Below are 17,516 nucleotides of genomic sequence, written 5' to 3'. Positions count from 1 at the left end.
TGCGAAGTCTAGCTTGAGCCCGAAACGGAAATGCACTGAATTCAAGTACAATTGACTTTTGCGGCTTTCGGATAAAAGGGTTGTGAGTTTCCTTCTTTAATTCGAAGTACCCAAAATCATGCCAATGTGGGAGTGCTGACTATGAAAACAGCGGTTGTGACCGGCGCTGCAGGAGGGATGGGTCAGGCCATCTGCCGCCAACTGCGGGCAGATGGGTTCCACGTGTTTGGACTGGACCTCAACGAGGAGGGCCTAGGTGAAATGGCAGCGGAGTTAGGTTCGGATTTCACGCCTATCTGCGTTGACTTAACGGATCCCATTGCTATCGCTCAAACGTTTGATGGAATTAGGTCAGAGTATGGCGGTCTAGATGCTTTGGTAAACAACGCGGGCACCTGCTTCATGTCTGACTTCCCGCACATTCTGCCCGAAGAACTCGAACAGCAGATGGCAATCAACTTTAACTCTGCATTCAATTGTTGCCAGCAGGCGGTTCAGTTGATGTTGGAACGCGAAGGCGTCAAGAAGATTGTAAACATCTCATCGAATGGAGCTTACAATTTCGATGTGTTCGACCCTCCCCATTACCGGGCGTCAAAGGCTGCGATGGATACCCTAACGAAAGACCTCGCCCGTCGATATGCACATGAAAAAATCTGCGTAAATTCGCTGGCTCCTGCCATGACTGAGACACCGTTGTTCAATGTCTTAACCAAGGACGTCTTGGAGAAAGCCGTTAGTGCCATGCCGCATGGTCGCGCGATGCTACCTGAGCAAATCGCCTCTTGGGTTGGTTTTCTCATTTCGCCGGCTGGTGACGTTTCCAGTGGAAATGTGATTGTTCTGAACCAAGGGCGCGACGTCAGATAACTCTGAGGTGCGACATCACTTTTTGGGAAAATGGTCCACAGCTTGGGATCAACGGTAGACTTCTGGAGCTTTCTTCAGAACGGGCCACTGCTTTGGACAATGCCCGTAAATTACAAAGGCATCTCGCTCGGATGCCAGACGCATCAACCTGTCTGCGCTGGCAATCGCTGAATCCTCGTCCCAAGACCCGGCAAACTTCTCGTCGATTTCTGTTGGTCGGGAAATCGCATCACTGGTTAGTAAAACCGTCCCTGACGGAAGATCGACCATTACCGCGATCTGGCCAGGCGCATGACCGGGTGCCATCAAAACGAAGATACCTGGCGCAATCTCTACGTCGTCATCAACAACCAGGTAATCCTGATCGGGCCATTCCAAAGGCCGCATATCGCCCCAGTACAACGGGCGGGGTAAGGCTCGCTCCGCAGCAGAGATAAGAATTGGACTGCTTGGAAAGTCGCCCAAAGCGCCGATGTGGTCGATGTGGGTGTGCGTACAAATCTGTAGTGTAATGTCTGACGGAGTAAGCCCGAGTTTTGCCAGTTGTGCGCTTGGCAGGTTGTCTGGTTCACACTTCAAGACCTCGCCGAACTCGTACAATCGATCTTCTTTGACTGCGGCGTCGGTATCGGTCGCGTATTTTTCGGGAAATCCAGTGTCGATGAGTATAGCTTCTCCCAAATCTGTCCGAACGAGAAACCCGCAGATCCCTATGATACGGCCAGTGGAATGGACCTTGAACAGACCGTAGTCCAAAACTGCTAGGTCAATCGGTCGCCCTTTGACAAATCCCTTTGCTTGCACAGACTCTCTCCCGGATTAACTAAAAGGATTTTGAGTAGAGCATGAAAGTCAAGATACACACACTTTTTCAATACCTACTGGATACCACAGAAGCGGATCCAGATGCCTTCATTGGGTTTTCCTTGTCCGCGTCGCCGCTTTTGGGTGAGTTCATGGATGCGCTGGATCCAGCGCTGCCGTTGGATTGGAACCAAAAGAGCTTTCGGGGTCTGCCTGCTTTACGACGACATGTCTTGGACCGCGCTGGCTTGTCTGATGTTTGCAAGCCAGACGACGTCCTGATCACCGCTGGCGCAGCAGAAGCCAATTATCTTGCATTCATGCAATTGGTCCAACCGGGCGACGAAGTCGTAACGGAACGCCCGGGCTGGCCACAAGCGGGCGTATTGGCAGAGGCAGTTGGCGCGACGCTAAAAGTTGTCGACCGAGAAGAAAGCTCTGGTTGGGTATTGCCGCTAGACGAAGTTGAGTCCGCAGTAACAGCGCGCACGCGGCTCATCTTTATAACCAACCCCAATAACCCCACCGGGCAGTTGATGACACAAGCAGAGCTGGAAAGGCTTGTCCAAATTGCAGATCGCGTCGGCGCTTGGCTGGTTGTTGACGAGGTTTACGCGGGATTGGAGTGGGACGGGTCTCGCGCCCCTTCGATCGCCGGTTTGTATCCTAGGGGTATCACGACGGGCAGCGTTTCCAAAGCACTGGGGCTTCAGGGGCTGCGCACCGGCTGGATGATATGCCGTGATCCTGATCTGATTTGGGACGCTATTATTCTGCGGGAAAACTCTAGCGAGATTATGAATATTCTCGGCGAAGTCATTGCCGAAATTGCCCTGCGGCCTGACCGATACAATCAGGCTATAAAAACTGCGCGGGCAGCAGGGATTGAGACACTGGAAAGCCTTGATCGGTATGTTGCCGATCAGCCCCGCCTGAATTGGGTCAAACCTCAGGCTGGATTGATTGGATTGGCACGGCTCGACGGGATTGATGGCGATGTTTTTGCCAAACGCTTGCTCGCTGATCCCTATCGGACATTTCTCTTACCGGGCTCGTCTTACGGGATGCAGAACCACATCCGACTGGGTGTGGGGGGAGGTGCTGCTGCCAACCTTGACCTTGGCCTAGAGCGCATGGGCGAACTGTTGGCGAACTGGTAGACATAAGACACACATTTCGGTTTCTCGGTCTGCAACGCCGGTCAAAAAATGCCGTCCGCTCAAAGCTGACACTAAGCTCAATTGTGGTGCAAGTTCACCTGCCATGTGCTGGAAGTTTTTCCGCTAGAATAGCGCTGGTTGCGCGCTAGTTCGAAGATGGAAAATCCGATTCATAACCAAGGTTCGAAATGACAGTTTGGACAACTGAAAACGTCCGAGACTATCCGCGCCCACCTGCGCTGAGGTCAGTACCCCATCGGGTGCGGATCGAGCTCGGCGGTCGAACAATCGTAGAAACTGATCAGGCGTTTCAGGTTCTCGAAACCCATCACGCCCCTACGTATTATATCCCGCCGCATGAAATTGATGCCGTTCTGACAAAGGTCTCGGGTAGATCATTCTGCGAGTGGAAGGGTGTTGCAAGCTACTGGGACGTTCAGAGCGGGGCGGCCGAGGCTAAGAAAGCTGCGTGGAGCTATGCTGCACCAACCACCAGATTTGAACAGATTAAGGGCTATCTCGCCTTTTACGCCGGACTTATGGACGCTTGTTTTATTGGTGAGTACCGGGTGATCCCGCAACCTGGGGATTTCTATGGAGGCTGGGTCACCGAAAACTTGAAGGGTCGCATCAAAGGCGCCCCGGGAACGGAATTTTGGTGAGGATAGAATTTTGGTGAGGATAGATGACGGACCCTAAAACCTCGCCTTCCCCTTTGGCTGTTCCTACAAGCCGTTTGGTCCGTGTTGCCGGTTTGAGCGGCATGACGGCAGGCATTGCGGGGAACGTGGCAGTCCGCGCGCTAAGAGAGATCGGCCGCGGTGCCCGACCCGATATGCGTGGTTTGCTGATGACACCCGGAAACGTGACACGCGTTGCGGATCAGCTTGCGCGTATGCGAGGGGCCGCGATGAAGGTGGGTCAATTGATTTCGATGGATGCAGGTGAGGTCTTGCCGTCTGAACTGGCTGACATCATGGCGCGACTGCGAGATCAGGCGCATTTCATGCCGCCGAAACAATTGCGTGACGTCCTGAACCGAGCCTGGGGTGCAGATTGGCGAAAATCCTTCCAAGCCTTCGATGTAAGGCCCATAGCGGCAGCGAGTATCGGGCAAGTACATCGTGCGACATTGAAAGACGGGCGCGATGTGGCGATCAAAGTGCAATATCCCGGTATCGCGCGCAGTATCGACAGCGATGTGGCCAATGTTGCCACTCTGGTTCGCATGTCAGGTTTGCTTCCCAAAAGCTTCGATTTGGATCCGTACATCCAAGAAGCACGTAGTCAACTGCATGAAGAAACAGATTATGAACGCGAGGGACAGCACCTGCGCCACTTTGCTGACCTATTGCAGAATGATGAAGCGTTTGAAATCCCGCAGTTCTATCCAGATTGGAGCACGCCAGAAGTTCTAACGATGTCCTTTATGGAAGGTCGCCCTATCGAGGCCGTGGGTGATGCGACCAGCGAGGAACGCAATCGAGTCTCAGAAGCCTTGGTCAATCTCACGCTGCGCGAGGTTTTCGAGTTCGGGATCATGCAAAGCGATCCGAATTTTGCCAACTACCGATACAACCCATCCAATGGAAAAGTCAGTCTCTTGGATTTTGGCGCGGCACGCGCACTGCAACTATCTGCAATAGATGCATATGTGGATCTGTTGCGCGCCGGTTTGCTTGAAGACGGTGCGGCGCTTCGTAAGGCTGCCATACAACTGAAGCTTATTGAAGGTGATGGCCCATTTGACGACCGGATCCTTGGAATGATCCGCAGCGTTTTTGACGCAATCCTATCCGCGAATGAATTTGATTTTTCTGACCGAACGCTTTCCAGCCATCTGAACAAAGAAAGTATGGCCCTGGCCGCGGCCGGGTATATCCCGCCCCAGCTGCCAATGGACATTCTTTACCTTCAGCGAAAGATTGGGGGTATGTTCTTATTGGCCACGCGATTAAACGCCTCGCTTCCCGTGAAGACGCTTCTTGAAAAGTACGTCACCTGAACGACTACAATTTCCTCCAAACCAGCAAGCCGAACAATTACAAACCAGCGTCACCGATATGCGCGAGCAACCCAAAACAATCCGCAAGTGCGATGCGAATGTTGCCAGGCTCGGGTTCGAGAACCCCTTTGACGAACCAAACCCGGCTTTAGAAATGACCATCATATAAGTTGATCACGTCGACGAACCCGTCCTGTTAACCGGCTCCGCTCCGACCCAATACGCGATCCTCGAAAACGTCGGCCTTAGGGGCAGGAAAACCCGGTATGCAAGCTCTAGCACAGGCGTTACCCCCGGAATGCTTGCCACACGTGCTAGCCAACGCCATTTGGGTAAAGTGCCCCAGAGTTCCGTGAACCCGCGCGCACCGGATACAAGTTCCCCATCTGGTCGACGCACAGTGAATCGATCCATTGCCTCTTGCCGCGTTAGATTTGCATCAATAAGAGCATTGGATTTTGAAACGTCAACGAACCGCAAAAGTTCAGCGCCCTCGCAAGAAGCATAGTGCCTGATCTCAACGGAGCAAAGTGGGCAAGATCCGTCGTAGTACACCGTAGTAAGAGATTGACCGGCATCATCAGATGTGAGCGCAACCTCATCATTATCCGAATTGTACATTTTGTTTGGCCTTGTCTCTTGGGTTTCGCCCATACGTTTACAAAAGCTAGCGCAAAAACCGAAGAAACGAGGGGTCACCAGCGGCACTCAGGTGCGTTATGAAGCCGCAACTAAGGATGCTGTCAGCCAAACTTAACGCTTTGGACGCGCAAACAAGATGGTTCTGTTTGAATATTGTTTTCTCTCGTTTGCAGTGATCTGGGGGTGAATGGTTTGGGGTGCGCTGCCAAGAATGCCGACGGTGCTTTGCAGCGTAAAGTTCGTCGGGGTGGTCTCTTTAACGTGTGCTCAGAAATCAGACGTTCGAACAAAGTAGAGTTTGGCTAACCCGTTTCTTTGCTTGGTGTTTTAGAGCTCGGAGCCGTCACTATTCGATTTCACCTTTGCCTAGGCCCCGTACTCCTGGCCAAGCTCTAATCAGTGAGTCCGCGGCAACTTCCGACCTTCAAGTGCCTAAGGCCAATTGCGTCTGTGCAAATGCCACGTCAACAGCGAAATGCGAAGCAGACTGGAACAAAGATCCATTGTTTGCGGCCATGCGTACAATACTTGAAAAACGGAGGTATCGTGCAGGTCGTTTGGTTCAAACGGGATTTACGGGTAAATGATCACCCGGCACTGGCGCAAGCGTCCGAGGTCGGAACAGTTCTGCCACTCTATGTGGTTGAACCTGAGCGTTGGCTGCAACCCGACGCGTCAACACGGCATTGGAACTTTGTTGCTGAGACAATCGCGGGACTGCGAAAAGACCTTGGGGAACTAGGCCAGCCTCTTGTGGTGCGCACCGGGCAAATTGTGTCGGTCCTGTCCGAGTTGAAAGATCGCGGTCTAGTCGACGTACTTTGGTCACACGAGGAAACGGGGAACAATTGGACGTATCAGCGGGACCGTCAGGTCGCGGCATGGTGCAGGGATCATGGTGTGCAGTGGCACGAAGTGCAGAACCACGGCGTTTTTCGCAGGCTCAAGTCTCGCGACGGCTGGGCGGAAGGTTGGGACAAGTTTATGGCATTGCCCGTATCGTCACCAGTTGCGCTAGAGCCTATCGACATAGAACCGGGGTATATTCCCACGGCGCGCGACCTCGGCTTGAGGGATGATTTGTGCGCTGGTCGTCAAGCCGGTGGACGAGCTGCGGGTTTGGAACGGCTGAACAGTTTTCTGACCCGCCGTGGCAAAAGATACCAACGCCAAATGTCCAGCCCCTTGGCGGGGGCCGTCGCGTGTTCGCGGCTGTCGCCCTACCTGGCTTGGGGCGCGCTTTCGATGCGCGAGGTATCGCAAGCGACTGAAAGGCAAAGACGCAGATTGCCGCCGCAAGCAAAGGACTGGCGCAAATCGCTTCGCTCGTTCTCGGGCCGATTGCATTGGCATTGCCATTTCATTCAGAAACTCGAGGATGAGCCTCGAATTGAGTTTGAAAATCTGCATCGGCTCTACGACGGGCTTCGACCGAAAGCGCCAGATGGCGCGCTTTTGGCTGCTTGGTCCAAAGGCGAAACGGGATATCCGTTTTTGGACGCATGCATGCGGTCGTTGCAAGCAACGGGGTGGCTCAACTTTCGGATGCGCGCAATGGTGATGGCGACTGCGAGCTATCATCTTTGGCTGGATTGGAGAGCCCCTGGCCAGCATTTGGCGCGCATGTTTACCGACTATGAGCCGGGCATTCATTGGAACCAGGTGCAAATGCAATCAGGCACCACCGGCATCAATACCCTGCGCATCTATAATCCAGTTAAGCAGGGCTATGATCAGGACCCACAAGGGGTTTTCATTCGGACATGGTTGCCGGAACTGGCCGATATTTCGGATCGGCACATCCACGAACCCTGGAAAGCCCCGGACGAGAAACACGTCATCGGAGCGCATTATCCAGAGCGTATTTTTGACCATCTCGCAGCAGCCAAAGCCGCGCGCGAGCGGGTGTGGGGCGTCCGCCGGAGTGCGGTGTTTCGCTCGGAAGCGCGCGACATCGCGACAAAACACGCGAGCCGAAAGACCAGGCGGGCTGCTCGCAAAGATGCGCGGTCGTCTCAAGATCAAGAGCAACTCGGCCTGCCTTTGGGGGACAAATGATGAGGATGCGGAAGAAAGCTGATTTGCCCCAGAAAATCTGCCCGGTCTGCCAGCGCCCGTTCACCTGGCGCAAGAAATGGGAAAACATTTGGGATCAAGTGAAATACTGCTCGAAGAAATGCAGGTCGGCCGCATGACCGAGATTTTTCAAGAACTTGCGGAAGCGAAAGAGACGATCAGTTTCAAGCCCACACGAACCCATGGCCTTAAAAGGCTGAAGCAGTTCGTGGGACGCGCCGGTCGCCACTATGCAGGTAAGCGGAACTACGATTTTGGGACCGATCAGCGCAGCAATGTATCGGGTTTGTCACCTTGGCTGCGCCACCGCTTGATAACTGAACAAGAGGTACTGGCAACTGTACTAGCGTCCCATAATTCCGACGCGGCGGAGAAGTTCGTGCAAGAAGTGTTCTGGCGCACTTACTTCAAGGGCTGGCTGGAACAGCGGCCCAGCGTCTGGGCACATTATCAGCGGGATCTGTTGAACGCTTGTGAGAGGCTGGCAAATGATGCGGGCCTGGACAACCGTTTCAACGATGCAGTGAATGGCAATACCGGCATCGACTGTTTCGATCATTGGGCACGGGAACTGGTGACGACCGGCTACCTTCATAACCATGCGCGAATGTGGTTTGCATCCATCTGGATTTTTACACTCCGCATACCCTGGCAGCTTGGCGCGGACTTCTTTTTGCGGCATTTGCTGGATGGCGATCCCGCGTCGAACACGCTGAGTTGGCGGTGGGTTGGCGGATTGCACACGAAAGGCAAAACCTACCTCGCGCGTCCGGACAATATAGCCAAATACACCGACGGACGGTTTCAACCAAAAGGCCTCGCCAAATTTGCGGAACCTCTGACCGAGACAGCAGAACACCCGCTCATTCCGCTTTTGACGCCGCAAAAGCCCCCAGAGGGCCCTTACCTTATGCTGTTGATCGAGGATGATCTGTCCGCCGCGCGCTTAATGCCAACATCGCCTGCTGCCGCGATTGGACTTTTGGCGACGCGTGGCCGGTCTCCGAACCCGATTGCAGGCGCCGTTACGGATTTTGCCGAAGGCGCGATGAACAGCGCCCTGGAACCTCACGGAAAGCGCCTGCAATCCGCCGAGGACTGGAGTGGTCCGTTGATCGAGGCAGCACGGAATGCCGGTGTTAAAACCATTGCGACAGCCTATGCGCCTGTCGGTCCCACTCGGTCACGATTGGATCGTGCGGAACCCCTATTGAGGGACGCTGGCCTGTCTTTGAACCGGATAATACGACCTTACGACGCTTTGACATGGCCTCATGCAAAGGCCGGATTCTTTGGTCTTCGAAAGAAGATTCCGTCGCTTTTGGGCCAATTGAACCTGGCCAGCCAACCAAGGCCATAGCCCGTGTTCACTGCCGCTCTTCTGCTTCCCAATCAATTGTTTGCCCAACACCCGGGTCTGGTCGCCCGACCAGACATTGTTGTTCTTTTCGAAGACCCGTTGTTTTTTGGCGATGCGTGTTATCCGGCCAAGATGCACAAGCAAAAGCTGTGGCTGCACCGTGCCTCTATGGCGCGCTATCGCGATAGCTTGATCGCCAGAGGATTTGATGCAGCGATATGGCACTTTGAGCGGCAGCCGGGCGCATGCCTGCGTCTGTTTCAAAGCCTGCGTGACCGTGGTGTCAGCCAATTGATCATGGCTGATCCAGTAGATTTCATTGCCGAAAGACGAATACGGGCGGCGGCTTGCAAAACCTATATCACGCTGGATATCCTGCCATCGCCCGGCTTTTTGAACACTCAAGCTGACAATCTGGATTGGTCTGCCGGTCGCAAACGCTGGTTCATGGCAGAGTTCTACAAAAGTCAACGCCGCCGCTTGAATGTTTTGATGGAAGGCGATCAACCAACTGGCGGACAATGGAGCTTTGACGAGGAAAACCGCAAAAAAGTGCCCAAGGCGCTGTTGGGCAGCCTGCCTTGGATCGATTGGCCCGCCCATGACGCCGTTGATGAAGCCGCAAAAGCAAGTGTTCTTGCTGAGTTTCCAGATGTACTGGGCAGCTTGGATAAGTTGTATTATCCGACATCGCACAAAGCTGCGTCCGATTGGCTGGCACAGTTTCTGGAACGGCGGTTCAATCACTTTGGCGACTATGAAGATGCCATTGTTGAGGGCGAAAACTGGCTGTGGCATGCCGTTCTCACACCTGCTTTGAACATTGGGTTGCTGACACCAAGACAAGTTTTGGATACTGCCTTGGCGCATGCGGATCGCAAGGGCATTCCCCTGAATTCGGTAGAAGGTTTTATCCGCCAGATCATTGGCTGGCGTGAGTTTATGCGCGCGACCTATGAAAGCCTGGGTGTGCCAATGCGAACGACAAATCATTGGGGTCATCACCGCGCCATACCCCGCGCATTCTACGACGGAACCACTGGCATTGATCCGCTAGACGACACAATCAAAAGGGTGCTTGAGACAGGGTATTGCCACCATATTGAACGTCTCATGGTTCTGGGCGGTTTCATGTTTCTGTGCGAGATTGATCCGGACGATGTCTATCGCTGGTTTATGGAAATGTTCGTCGACAGCTATGATTGGGTTATGGTTCCCAATGCCTACGCGATGAGCCAGCATGCCGATGGCGGGTTGATCACCACCAAACCGTACTTTTCGGGTTCAAACTATGTTCGCAAAATGAGCCATTGGGGCAAGGGGCCCTGGGCCGATATATGGGACGGTCTATATTGGCGCTTTATCCTGAAACACAGCGATATACTGGCTGGCAATCCCCGCTGGGCGATGATGTGCCGTACGGCTGAGCGCATGTCGCCAGAGGTCAAAACCAAGCATGTATCGACGGCTGAAGCCTTTCTGGGACGGATGGAATGAGCATGAACTCTATAGTGGCGCATGACGGATATTGAGGTCGCGTCCAGTGATCAGCTTTGGGACTGGCTAAGCACGCATTTTGCCCAGCGTGAGAGCGTCCGACTGATCACGTGGAAGGCCGCACATCCACAGAAATATGTCAGTCGGGACGAGGTGCTGGATGCGCTTATTGCGCATGGTTGGATTGATGGAAGACGATTTACAGTCGACAAAGACCGGACGGCGCAACTTATCAGCCCGCGAAAACAACTAGCGTGGTCTAAAAGTTACAAGGACAGAGCAGAGCGCCTCAGGCAAAACGGCTTAATGCACCCCGCAGGAGAGGCTTCTATACAAGCCAGTAAAGCGTTCGGGCTTTGGAATTTTTTTGACGACGTCGATGCCCTGATCGTTCCAGATGATTTATCAGTTGAATTGGACCTAGAAAAATGGGAGCAATTGCCCCCGTCTTACCGACGCAACGTCCTGCGGTGGATTAAGGTCGCAAAGAACCCAACAACGCGCCAAAGGCGGATCAATAAGACGGTCGCAACCACGCACGCTGGTGAAAGAATGCAGCAAATGTAGCGCCGTCAGGTCTGTTCTGGGTTCCCAATCGGAGCTTGAGCTTTCGTATCGAAACGGAGCAATGCAGCCAAAATTATGGTTTAGATCAGCCGCCTCGGAAGTCGCCGTTTGCTTACGCAATGTACTTTCGTATTTGCAGAACCACAGTCCAAGTTCGAAGCCTACTCACCTGGAGGCTTGGCGGAGATGTCAATCATATAAGTGGACGTTGGTCGCGATGATGCGTTCGTCGGCTTGCGTCATGTTTTCTGAGTCTTGGCAGCGTTTGTTCTAGCACCCGTTTTCGTGGCGGCTTTCACAAAGCCTACCCGATTTAGCAAGAAAATTGATTGAAAATGAATGATGACGACACGGCAAATTTATGTGTTTACAATCGAGCAATAGTGAAAGTTCATTTCGCATTGCGACGTCTAAGAGAGGCTTATGAGTTTGTCATCAGCGTCTCTTTTGGTTGGCGAAATCCAGGTTTCACCAGATACCACGTCCGAAAAAACGAGCTGCGTGAGCCGGCCTGATGGATTTTGGCCTTATCTGCTGCGCAGAGCTGGTCCTTCGTATTCACTGCTAGTCAGGTAATTTCAGGTTGGAGGGTACGACATGGAATTACCAACACTGACCTACGAAATGATAGCCGTACTGAGTCTATTGTCTTTTACGGTCTTTCTTTTTGTTACCGAGATTATACGGATCGATGTTGCAGCAATTCTTGTAATGGTACTGCTTGGCGCACTGAGCTATCTGCCGGGGCTAGGTAATCTAGCCGATATCTCCAAGCTCTTTGAAGGTTTTTCCTCGAACGCCGTGATGTCCATCATCGCAGTAATGGTAATTGGGGCTGGGCTTGATAAGACTGGACTGATGTCAAAGGTCGCGGCCTTGATCCTCAAGAATGGTGGCACGACTGAGGCTCGGATAATTCCCATAATATCAACAACGGTTGGTGTCATAAGCTCCTTCATGCAGAACGTTGGAGCTGCTGCGCTTTTTCTGCCTGTTGTTAGCCGCATCTCGGCACGTACGGAAATCCCGATGAGTAGGTTGCTGATGCCTATGGGGTTTTGCGCAATACTGGGTGGTACGATCACCTTAGTCGGGTCGTCGCCTCTTATCCTGTTGAATGACCTGATTGTATCGGCAAATTCATCCCTTCCGGCTGACCAACAAATGGAGACATTTGGGTTGTTTTCAGTCACGCCTATCGGTGTGATGCTGGTGCTGACGGGGGTGCTTTACTTTGTGCTTTTTGGTCGTTGGGTCCTTCCAGCGCAGCGGGAGCGTGGAGAAGACGCAAGCTCGGCTCGGTCCATGCAGACCTATGTCGAAAACACCTACGGGCTTAGGGCCGATATGTTCGAAATACGTGTCCCTGAAGGCTCGATCATCATCGGGCAAACGCTTGCGGATTTAATGGTCGCCCATAACATGTACATTCTTGGCACATCCTATCGCGGCCACAAGGTCATCGCGCCGATGGCTGATACCAAGATCGAAGCCCCCGCGCGGCTTGCAGTACTTGGCCTGCGCCGGGTGGTTGCGCAACAGTTCGCTGAGCCTTACGGCTTAGAGATACTTCCCCAACTAGATGTCTTTGCGGATGATTTCGCCGCGACCCAATCGGGCGTGGCTGAGGTTGTTGTCCCGCCCGGTTCATCGGTTATTGGCCAAACTCCGATTGATCTGCGCCTGCGTCAGACACACGGTTTGTCTTTGTTAGCCATTCAGCGTGGTGAAGAAACACTGAGCCACGTTGAAACCGAAGATCATGCTGCAACGCATATCGGGCAAGTCCCTTTGCAGTCCGGTGATACGTGTGTGGTTCACGTGCAGTGGGACCGCCTGACACGGTTGAAGTCGGACAGGGATTTTGTCGTTGTAACTTCGGATTTTCCCCAGGAAGAGCTACGGCCACACAAGGTCGGATGGGCGCTCGCCTTCTTCCTAATAGCGTTAAGCTTAATTCTGTTCTCTGATCTGCGCTTGTCATTGTGCCTGTTGATCGGCGCTATTGGGATGGTATTGAGCCGGGTGCTCTCGATTGACGAAGCCTACGAGTCGATTAGTTGGAGTACAGTTTTTCTACTCGCTTCGCTGATCCCGTTGGGCCAGGCAGTTCAAAACACCGGCACAGCGGATTGGATTGCAGCGCATGTGTTGGCCCTCCTTCAAGGGTGGCCGATATGGTCGCTGCAAGCAGGAATCGCCGTTTTGGCAACGGCGTTTACGCTGGTCATGTCCAACGTAGGTGCAACTGTTCTGCTGGTGCCGCTAGCAGTTTCTATTGCCGTATCGGCGGGTGGTAACCCGGCTGTATTTGCTCTCACCGTGGCAATTTCAACGTCCAACTCGTTTTTGATCCCAACACACCAAGTGAACGCGTTGATCATGGGTCCAGCAGGCTACCGGGTGGTCGATTTCGTTCGCTCAGGTGGAATCATGACTCTCCTTTTCTTGGTTGTCTCAATGACCGGGCTTGCCCTTTTCTTCTGAGCCGCCTCTCGGCGGTCCGAACAGATGTGCTCTGCTTCAACTCAGGCGAACTCATAAATGAGGTTTTTGAGACCAAACTTTAGTGTTGGAGCAGAAGATCCGAGACCTTCGCAATGAGTACGTTTGCTGCGATGGAGCGAAGAAAAGCGTCGAACTCATACAATCATGAAGTCGATATACGCGGGAACTGGACCGATTTTGTTTTATCGATCATTGTTGCTTTGCCAAAACCGTCGGCATTTTTGGAGAGTTCTAAATGAGGTTTCTTCGTACACCGGACCATCGGTTTGACGGGCTGCCAGATTTTGCATTCGGCCCACACTATCTTGATGTGGATGATACCGAAGAGGGTCGTCTCCGAATGCACTATTTGGAAGAGGGACAGGCACAGGCACCGCCAGTATTGTTGATGCATGGAGAGCCGACCTGGTGCTTCTTGTATCGGCGCATGATTCCGTTATTCAAAGATGCGGGCCATCGAGTTCTGGCTCCTGATTTGATTGGGTTTGGACGGTCGGACAAGCCAACTGAGCGATCCGATTACACCTACCAACGCCATGTAGACTGGATGTCCGAGTGGTTGCGGAAAGTTGACCTGACGGGCATCACATTGGTTTGCCAGGACTGGGGCGGTCTCATAGGCTTGCGGTTGGTTGCGCGTATGCCCGAGCGGTTCTCACGTGTGGTTGTGGCGAACACGGCCTTGCCCACTGGTGACACACCCTTGGGCGAGGCATTTCTTTCATGGCGGGAATACTCACAATCTGTGCCTGAATTTAATTCGGGCCGGATCGTATTCGGCGGCACAACATCCAAGATTTCCGACGAAGAGGTTGCAGCCTACAACGCACCGTTCCCGGATTCACGCTATTTGGCAGGCGCTCGGCAGTTTCCAATGTTGGTGCCCGACAAACCTGACAACCCAGCTTCAGAAGCCAACCGAGCCACATGGGAAACCCTCAAGACTCTGAACACTCCGTTTCTGACTGTTTTTGGAGAAGACGATAGGGTCATGGCAGGAGTAGACAAAATGTTCCAAAAGTCGATCCCTGGGGCAGTTGGTCAAAATCATATCGTTGTGCCTAAAGCGGGGCATTTCATTCAAGAAGATGCTGGCACGGAACTAGCACACGCGACCTTGAGATTCATTGAGCAAACCTAGCGGCTATCAGTTGCGGCAATCCGTCGGAATGTTCGCCTTTAAAAGATGTTCGACTTTGCAACAGTCCTCAACCAAAAAAGGCAGTTACTGAAGGTTCTCCTGAACCACGCCTTAGATGTTCCTCTTCGATTAAATTGATAGGACAGGCTTGAACAGCGCAGCCAATCGCAGAAGCGATTTTATGTCTTCCCTTGCGGCCTCAACTTACAACAAATTTGCGGCGCAAATGCTCAGCTAAGGCCGTTATGCGACGTGATTGGGCTCGGCTATTTTTGACGCCCGCAATGTGCGCTAGTTACATGTTTTCAATGCCACTTAGAACGGAAGCTGTCGCACGACGTTACCAGGCCCCAAAAGTGTTGGTTGGCGGAAAAAACCAATCTGACTGCCGAAATCAGCCTTCTCAAAAGCCCTTCTTAGGTGTGTGCGAGCGGTGTTTGTGGTCTTGTCGGTGGGCTACTGTGGAGGGATTGGTCGGCGCGTCACTCACGCGGCCGACAAGTTGATCAGTCGCCACGAAGAGTGCTTCGATCAAATGGAGCTCATTTAAGACGGGTTTATGCCTTGGGTCGGCTTTGATGTCGCCAGTATCGAGAAACAGCCCATTGTGGTAACCTCCTACCTTTAATTAGGGGGTTATTGTGATGGAATACTATGATCTCGGTAGCTACAGCCGAAAGATCACAACCTCGTCGGACGAAGCCCAGCTTTGGTTTGATCGTGGTTTGGCTTGGACTTACGCGTACAACCACGAAGAAGCGATTGTCTGCTTTCAGAATGCCGTGGCTGCGGATCCAAATTGCGCAATGGCGCACTGGGGCATCGCGTATTGCATTGGGCCGAACTACAACAAGCCCTGGGAAACATTCGAAGAAGACGAGAAGTCTGACTGTATCGCCTTGGCGAAAGCGTCAATCGAGGCTGCTGCGTCGTTAAAGGACCGGCTGACGCCTGTTGAACGCGCGCTCATCGAAGCCATTCCGGCTCGTTATCCAACCTCATCGGATATTGAGGATTTTAGCCCATGGAATGATGCATTCGCTGATGCGATGCGAAGGGTGCATGCTGAATTCAAACCGGATCTCGACGTTTGCGCCCTCCTGGCCGAGGCACTCATGAATCGGACCCCTTGGCAGCTTTGGGACTTGCCGACTGGGAAACCAGCGGATGGAGCCGACACACTTGAAGCCATAGCAGTCCTCGAAACTGCATTTGATACACTCCCCGGAGCATGGGAACACGCAGGGCTCCTGCACATGTACATTCACCTGATGGAAATGTCGCCAAATCCTGAGCGAGCCCTTCGCCATGGTGATGTGCTCAGCACGTTGGTGCCTGAAGCCGGGCACTTGCTTCACATGCCCACCCATATTGACGTCTTGTGTGGAGATTACATGAACGTTGTGTTGCGTAATCACAAAGCCATCTTGTCAGATCGAAAGTTCCTGGAACGCGAAGGCCCTGACAATTTCTATTCCGTTTACAGGTGTCATAACTACCACTTCAAAATCTACGGAGCGATGTTTTTGGGGCAGCCAACGGCGGCACTGGAAGCTGCTGATGAGCTTGTCGAAACTTTACCTTCAGAGACACTTCGGCCAATGGCTGATTGGTTCGAGGCGTTCATTCCTATGAAACAACATGTATTGATCAGGTTTGGACGCTGGCAGGCTATCCTTGATCAGGATTTACCTGAAGATGCGGAGCTCTACAGCGTCACTATCGCCATGATGCGGTATGCAAGGACGGTTGCCTTAGCCAACCTACACAGGGTCGCCGAAGCCGAGAGTGAAAAAGCCAAGTTCTATGATGCTCTGGCCAGAGTTCCTGAGACCCGAATGCTGTTCAACAACACATGCCGGGACATTCTGAAGGTCGCTGAGCAAATGATGCTGGGTGAGTTGGCCTATCACGCAGAAGAGTATGAGACGGCCTTTGACCACCTGCGAAAGTCAGTCGAGATCGACGACAACTTGCCATACGACGAGCCCTGGGGCTGGATGCAACCCACCCGTCATGCGCTGGGTGCTCTTCTTCTTGAACAGGGCCAGATGGAGGAAGCCGAAGCTGTTTACCGTGCAGACCTTGGCCTGGATGCAACGCTTAGCCGGGCCTGTCAGCATCCGGGCAACGTCTGGAGCCTGCATGGTTTGCACGAATGTCTCACCCGGCGCGGTGAAACGGTCGAAGCCGCCCACATTAAGCTACAACTGGACAAGGCCACTGCTCGCGCCGAGGTGCCGATCAAGGCATCGTGTTATTGCAGGCAGAAGGATTTAGCCGCCGAGTAATCACTGATCAACAGCAATGGCTGGGGCATTTGCGAGGCCCGCTTCTGCCGTTGATCGGGACTTGTTTAACTTCGTTGATGGCAACCGTCTGGGCGACCACAAGACTGCCAAACATCGCTTGGATGCCGTTTTGCGGTAAATCAGCCGCATGGTAGCATCGCGTAGGATTTGCAGTTGGGGGGGAACATGGTCTTAACATTCGCACAAATGGAAGCTCAGGAAATATCCAAAGCGAATCCGATTTCAGCAACTGACGCGCTGGCAGTACTGATCGAAGACCCCAACGCACTTGTGGTGGACGTGAGGGATAGCGCTGAAATGGCGGCCACAGGTATCAGCCCCAGAGCAATTCCGGCTCCTGGTCGCGCCGTCGCTTGGATGGCAGACCTTGAAAGTGAATACAGATCTCAAGAGTTACAGGATCGTGGAAGGCGAATTTTTACCACCTGTGGCGGCGCTCCTAGTTACCGAGGCGCAGCAGCGGCAAATGTATTGACTGCGATGGGTTTTCAAAACGTGCAGTTCATCGATGGAGGGATGGCGGCTCTGATCGCAGCTGGCTCCTCCACAAAGCAGCCTTAAGAAACGGCGAAAC

15 protein-coding genes are annotated in these 17,516 nt (G+C 53.1%); 13 read left to right on the top strand and 2 right to left on the bottom strand.

The window, feature by feature from the left end; all coding sequences use genetic code 11:
* Positions 1 to 141 precede the first annotated feature (141 nt).
* Entirely contained in the window at positions 142 to 870 is a 729-nt protein-coding gene (locus GOV91_RS18925; RefSeq protein WP_171236570.1) for an SDR family NAD(P)-dependent oxidoreductase, read from the top strand.
* Positions 871 to 918: 48 nt separating this feature from the next.
* Here GOV91_RS18925 and GOV91_RS18920 read toward each other — a convergent pair whose 3' ends face one another.
* A complete protein-coding gene (locus GOV91_RS18920; RefSeq protein ID WP_171181825.1) occupies positions 919 to 1,674 on the bottom strand; it encodes an N-acyl homoserine lactonase family protein in 756 nt (251 codons plus the stop codon).
* Positions 1,675 to 1,715: 41 nt separating this feature from the next.
* On the opposite strand from GOV91_RS18920, the gene GOV91_RS18915 reads away from it, so the two are divergent.
* The 3 genes from GOV91_RS18915 (at position 1,716) to GOV91_RS18905 (ending at position 4,839) form a co-directional block, all read left to right on the top strand.
* Complete coding sequence (locus tag GOV91_RS18915; protein WP_171236569.1) at positions 1,716 to 2,834, top strand: pyridoxal phosphate-dependent aminotransferase; 1,119 nt, start codon at positions 1,716 to 1,718, stop codon at positions 2,832 to 2,834.
* 188 nt (positions 2,835 to 3,022) lie between these two features.
* Positions 3,023 to 3,496, top strand: a complete 474-nt coding sequence (locus GOV91_RS18910; protein ID WP_171236568.1) for a DUF427 domain-containing protein — start codon at positions 3,023 to 3,025, stop codon at positions 3,494 to 3,496.
* Between the two features lie 23 nt (positions 3,497 to 3,519).
* Positions 3,520 to 4,839 carry an AarF/ABC1/UbiB kinase family protein gene (locus GOV91_RS18905; RefSeq protein WP_171236567.1) on the top strand — a complete coding sequence of 440 codons (1,320 nt, stop codon included), beginning with the start codon at positions 3,520 to 3,522 and terminating at the stop codon, positions 4,837 to 4,839.
* Positions 4,840 to 5,013: 174 nt separating this feature from the next.
* Here the strand turns inward: GOV91_RS18905 and GOV91_RS18900 are convergent, their stop codons facing one another.
* On the bottom strand, positions 5,014 to 5,460 hold the full coding sequence (locus tag GOV91_RS18900; protein WP_171236566.1) for a thiol-disulfide oxidoreductase DCC family protein: 447 nt from the start codon (positions 5,458 to 5,460) through the stop codon (positions 5,014 to 5,016).
* A 567-nt stretch (positions 5,461 to 6,027) separates the two neighbouring features.
* On the opposite strand from GOV91_RS18900, the gene GOV91_RS18895 reads away from it, so the two are divergent.
* From GOV91_RS18895 to GOV91_RS18855, 9 genes are all read left to right on the top strand, one after another.
* Positions 6,028 to 7,539 (top strand): FAD-binding domain-containing protein, encoded by a 1,512-nt coding sequence (locus GOV91_RS18895; protein WP_371732340.1) that lies wholly within the window; start codon positions 6,028 to 6,030, stop codon positions 7,537 to 7,539.
* Positions 7,536 to 7,676 carry a DUF2256 domain-containing protein gene (locus GOV91_RS18890; protein WP_171236564.1) on the top strand — a complete coding sequence of 47 codons (141 nt, stop codon included), beginning with the start codon at positions 7,536 to 7,538 and terminating at the stop codon, positions 7,674 to 7,676. The genes GOV91_RS18895 and GOV91_RS18890 overlap by 4 nt, the downstream gene beginning before the upstream one ends.
* Positions 7,673 to 8,917, top strand: coding sequence for an FAD-binding domain-containing protein (locus GOV91_RS18885; protein ID WP_171236563.1), 1,245 nt, complete (start codon positions 7,673 to 7,675; stop codon positions 8,915 to 8,917). The genes GOV91_RS18890 and GOV91_RS18885 overlap by 4 nt, the downstream gene beginning before the upstream one ends.
* Before the next feature lie 3 nt (positions 8,918 to 8,920).
* On the top strand, positions 8,921 to 10,414 hold the full coding sequence (locus tag GOV91_RS18880; protein ID WP_171236562.1) for a cryptochrome/photolyase family protein: 1,494 nt from the start codon (positions 8,921 to 8,923) through the stop codon (positions 10,412 to 10,414).
* Positions 10,415 to 10,435: 21 nt separating this feature from the next.
* Positions 10,436 to 10,981, top strand: a complete 546-nt coding sequence (locus tag GOV91_RS18875; protein WP_171236561.1) for a YdeI family protein — start codon at positions 10,436 to 10,438, stop codon at positions 10,979 to 10,981.
* Positions 10,982 to 11,578: 597 nt separating this feature from the next.
* Complete coding sequence (locus tag GOV91_RS18870) at positions 11,579 to 13,468, top strand: SLC13 family permease (RefSeq protein WP_171236560.1); 1,890 nt, start codon at positions 11,579 to 11,581, stop codon at positions 13,466 to 13,468.
* 256 nt (positions 13,469 to 13,724) lie between these two features.
* Entirely contained in the window at positions 13,725 to 14,630 is a 906-nt protein-coding gene (locus tag GOV91_RS18865) for a haloalkane dehalogenase (protein WP_171236559.1), read from the top strand.
* Between the two features lie 644 nt (positions 14,631 to 15,274).
* Positions 15,275 to 16,921, top strand: coding sequence for a tetratricopeptide repeat protein (locus GOV91_RS18860; RefSeq protein ID WP_171236558.1), 1,647 nt, complete (start codon positions 15,275 to 15,277; stop codon positions 16,919 to 16,921).
* Positions 16,922 to 17,107: 186 nt separating this feature from the next.
* Positions 17,108 to 17,503 carry a rhodanese-like domain-containing protein gene (locus tag GOV91_RS18855; RefSeq protein ID WP_170594474.1) on the top strand — a complete coding sequence of 132 codons (396 nt, stop codon included), beginning with the start codon at positions 17,108 to 17,110 and terminating at the stop codon, positions 17,501 to 17,503.
* Positions 17,504 to 17,516: the final 13 nt, after the last annotated feature.

The organism is Ruegeria sp. HKCCA6837, assembly GCF_013034475.1.
In the GTDB taxonomy this organism is placed as follows: Bacteria; Pseudomonadota; Alphaproteobacteria; order Rhodobacterales; family Rhodobacteraceae; genus Ruegeria.
This window is presented reverse-complemented; position numbering and strand designations above follow the sequence as displayed.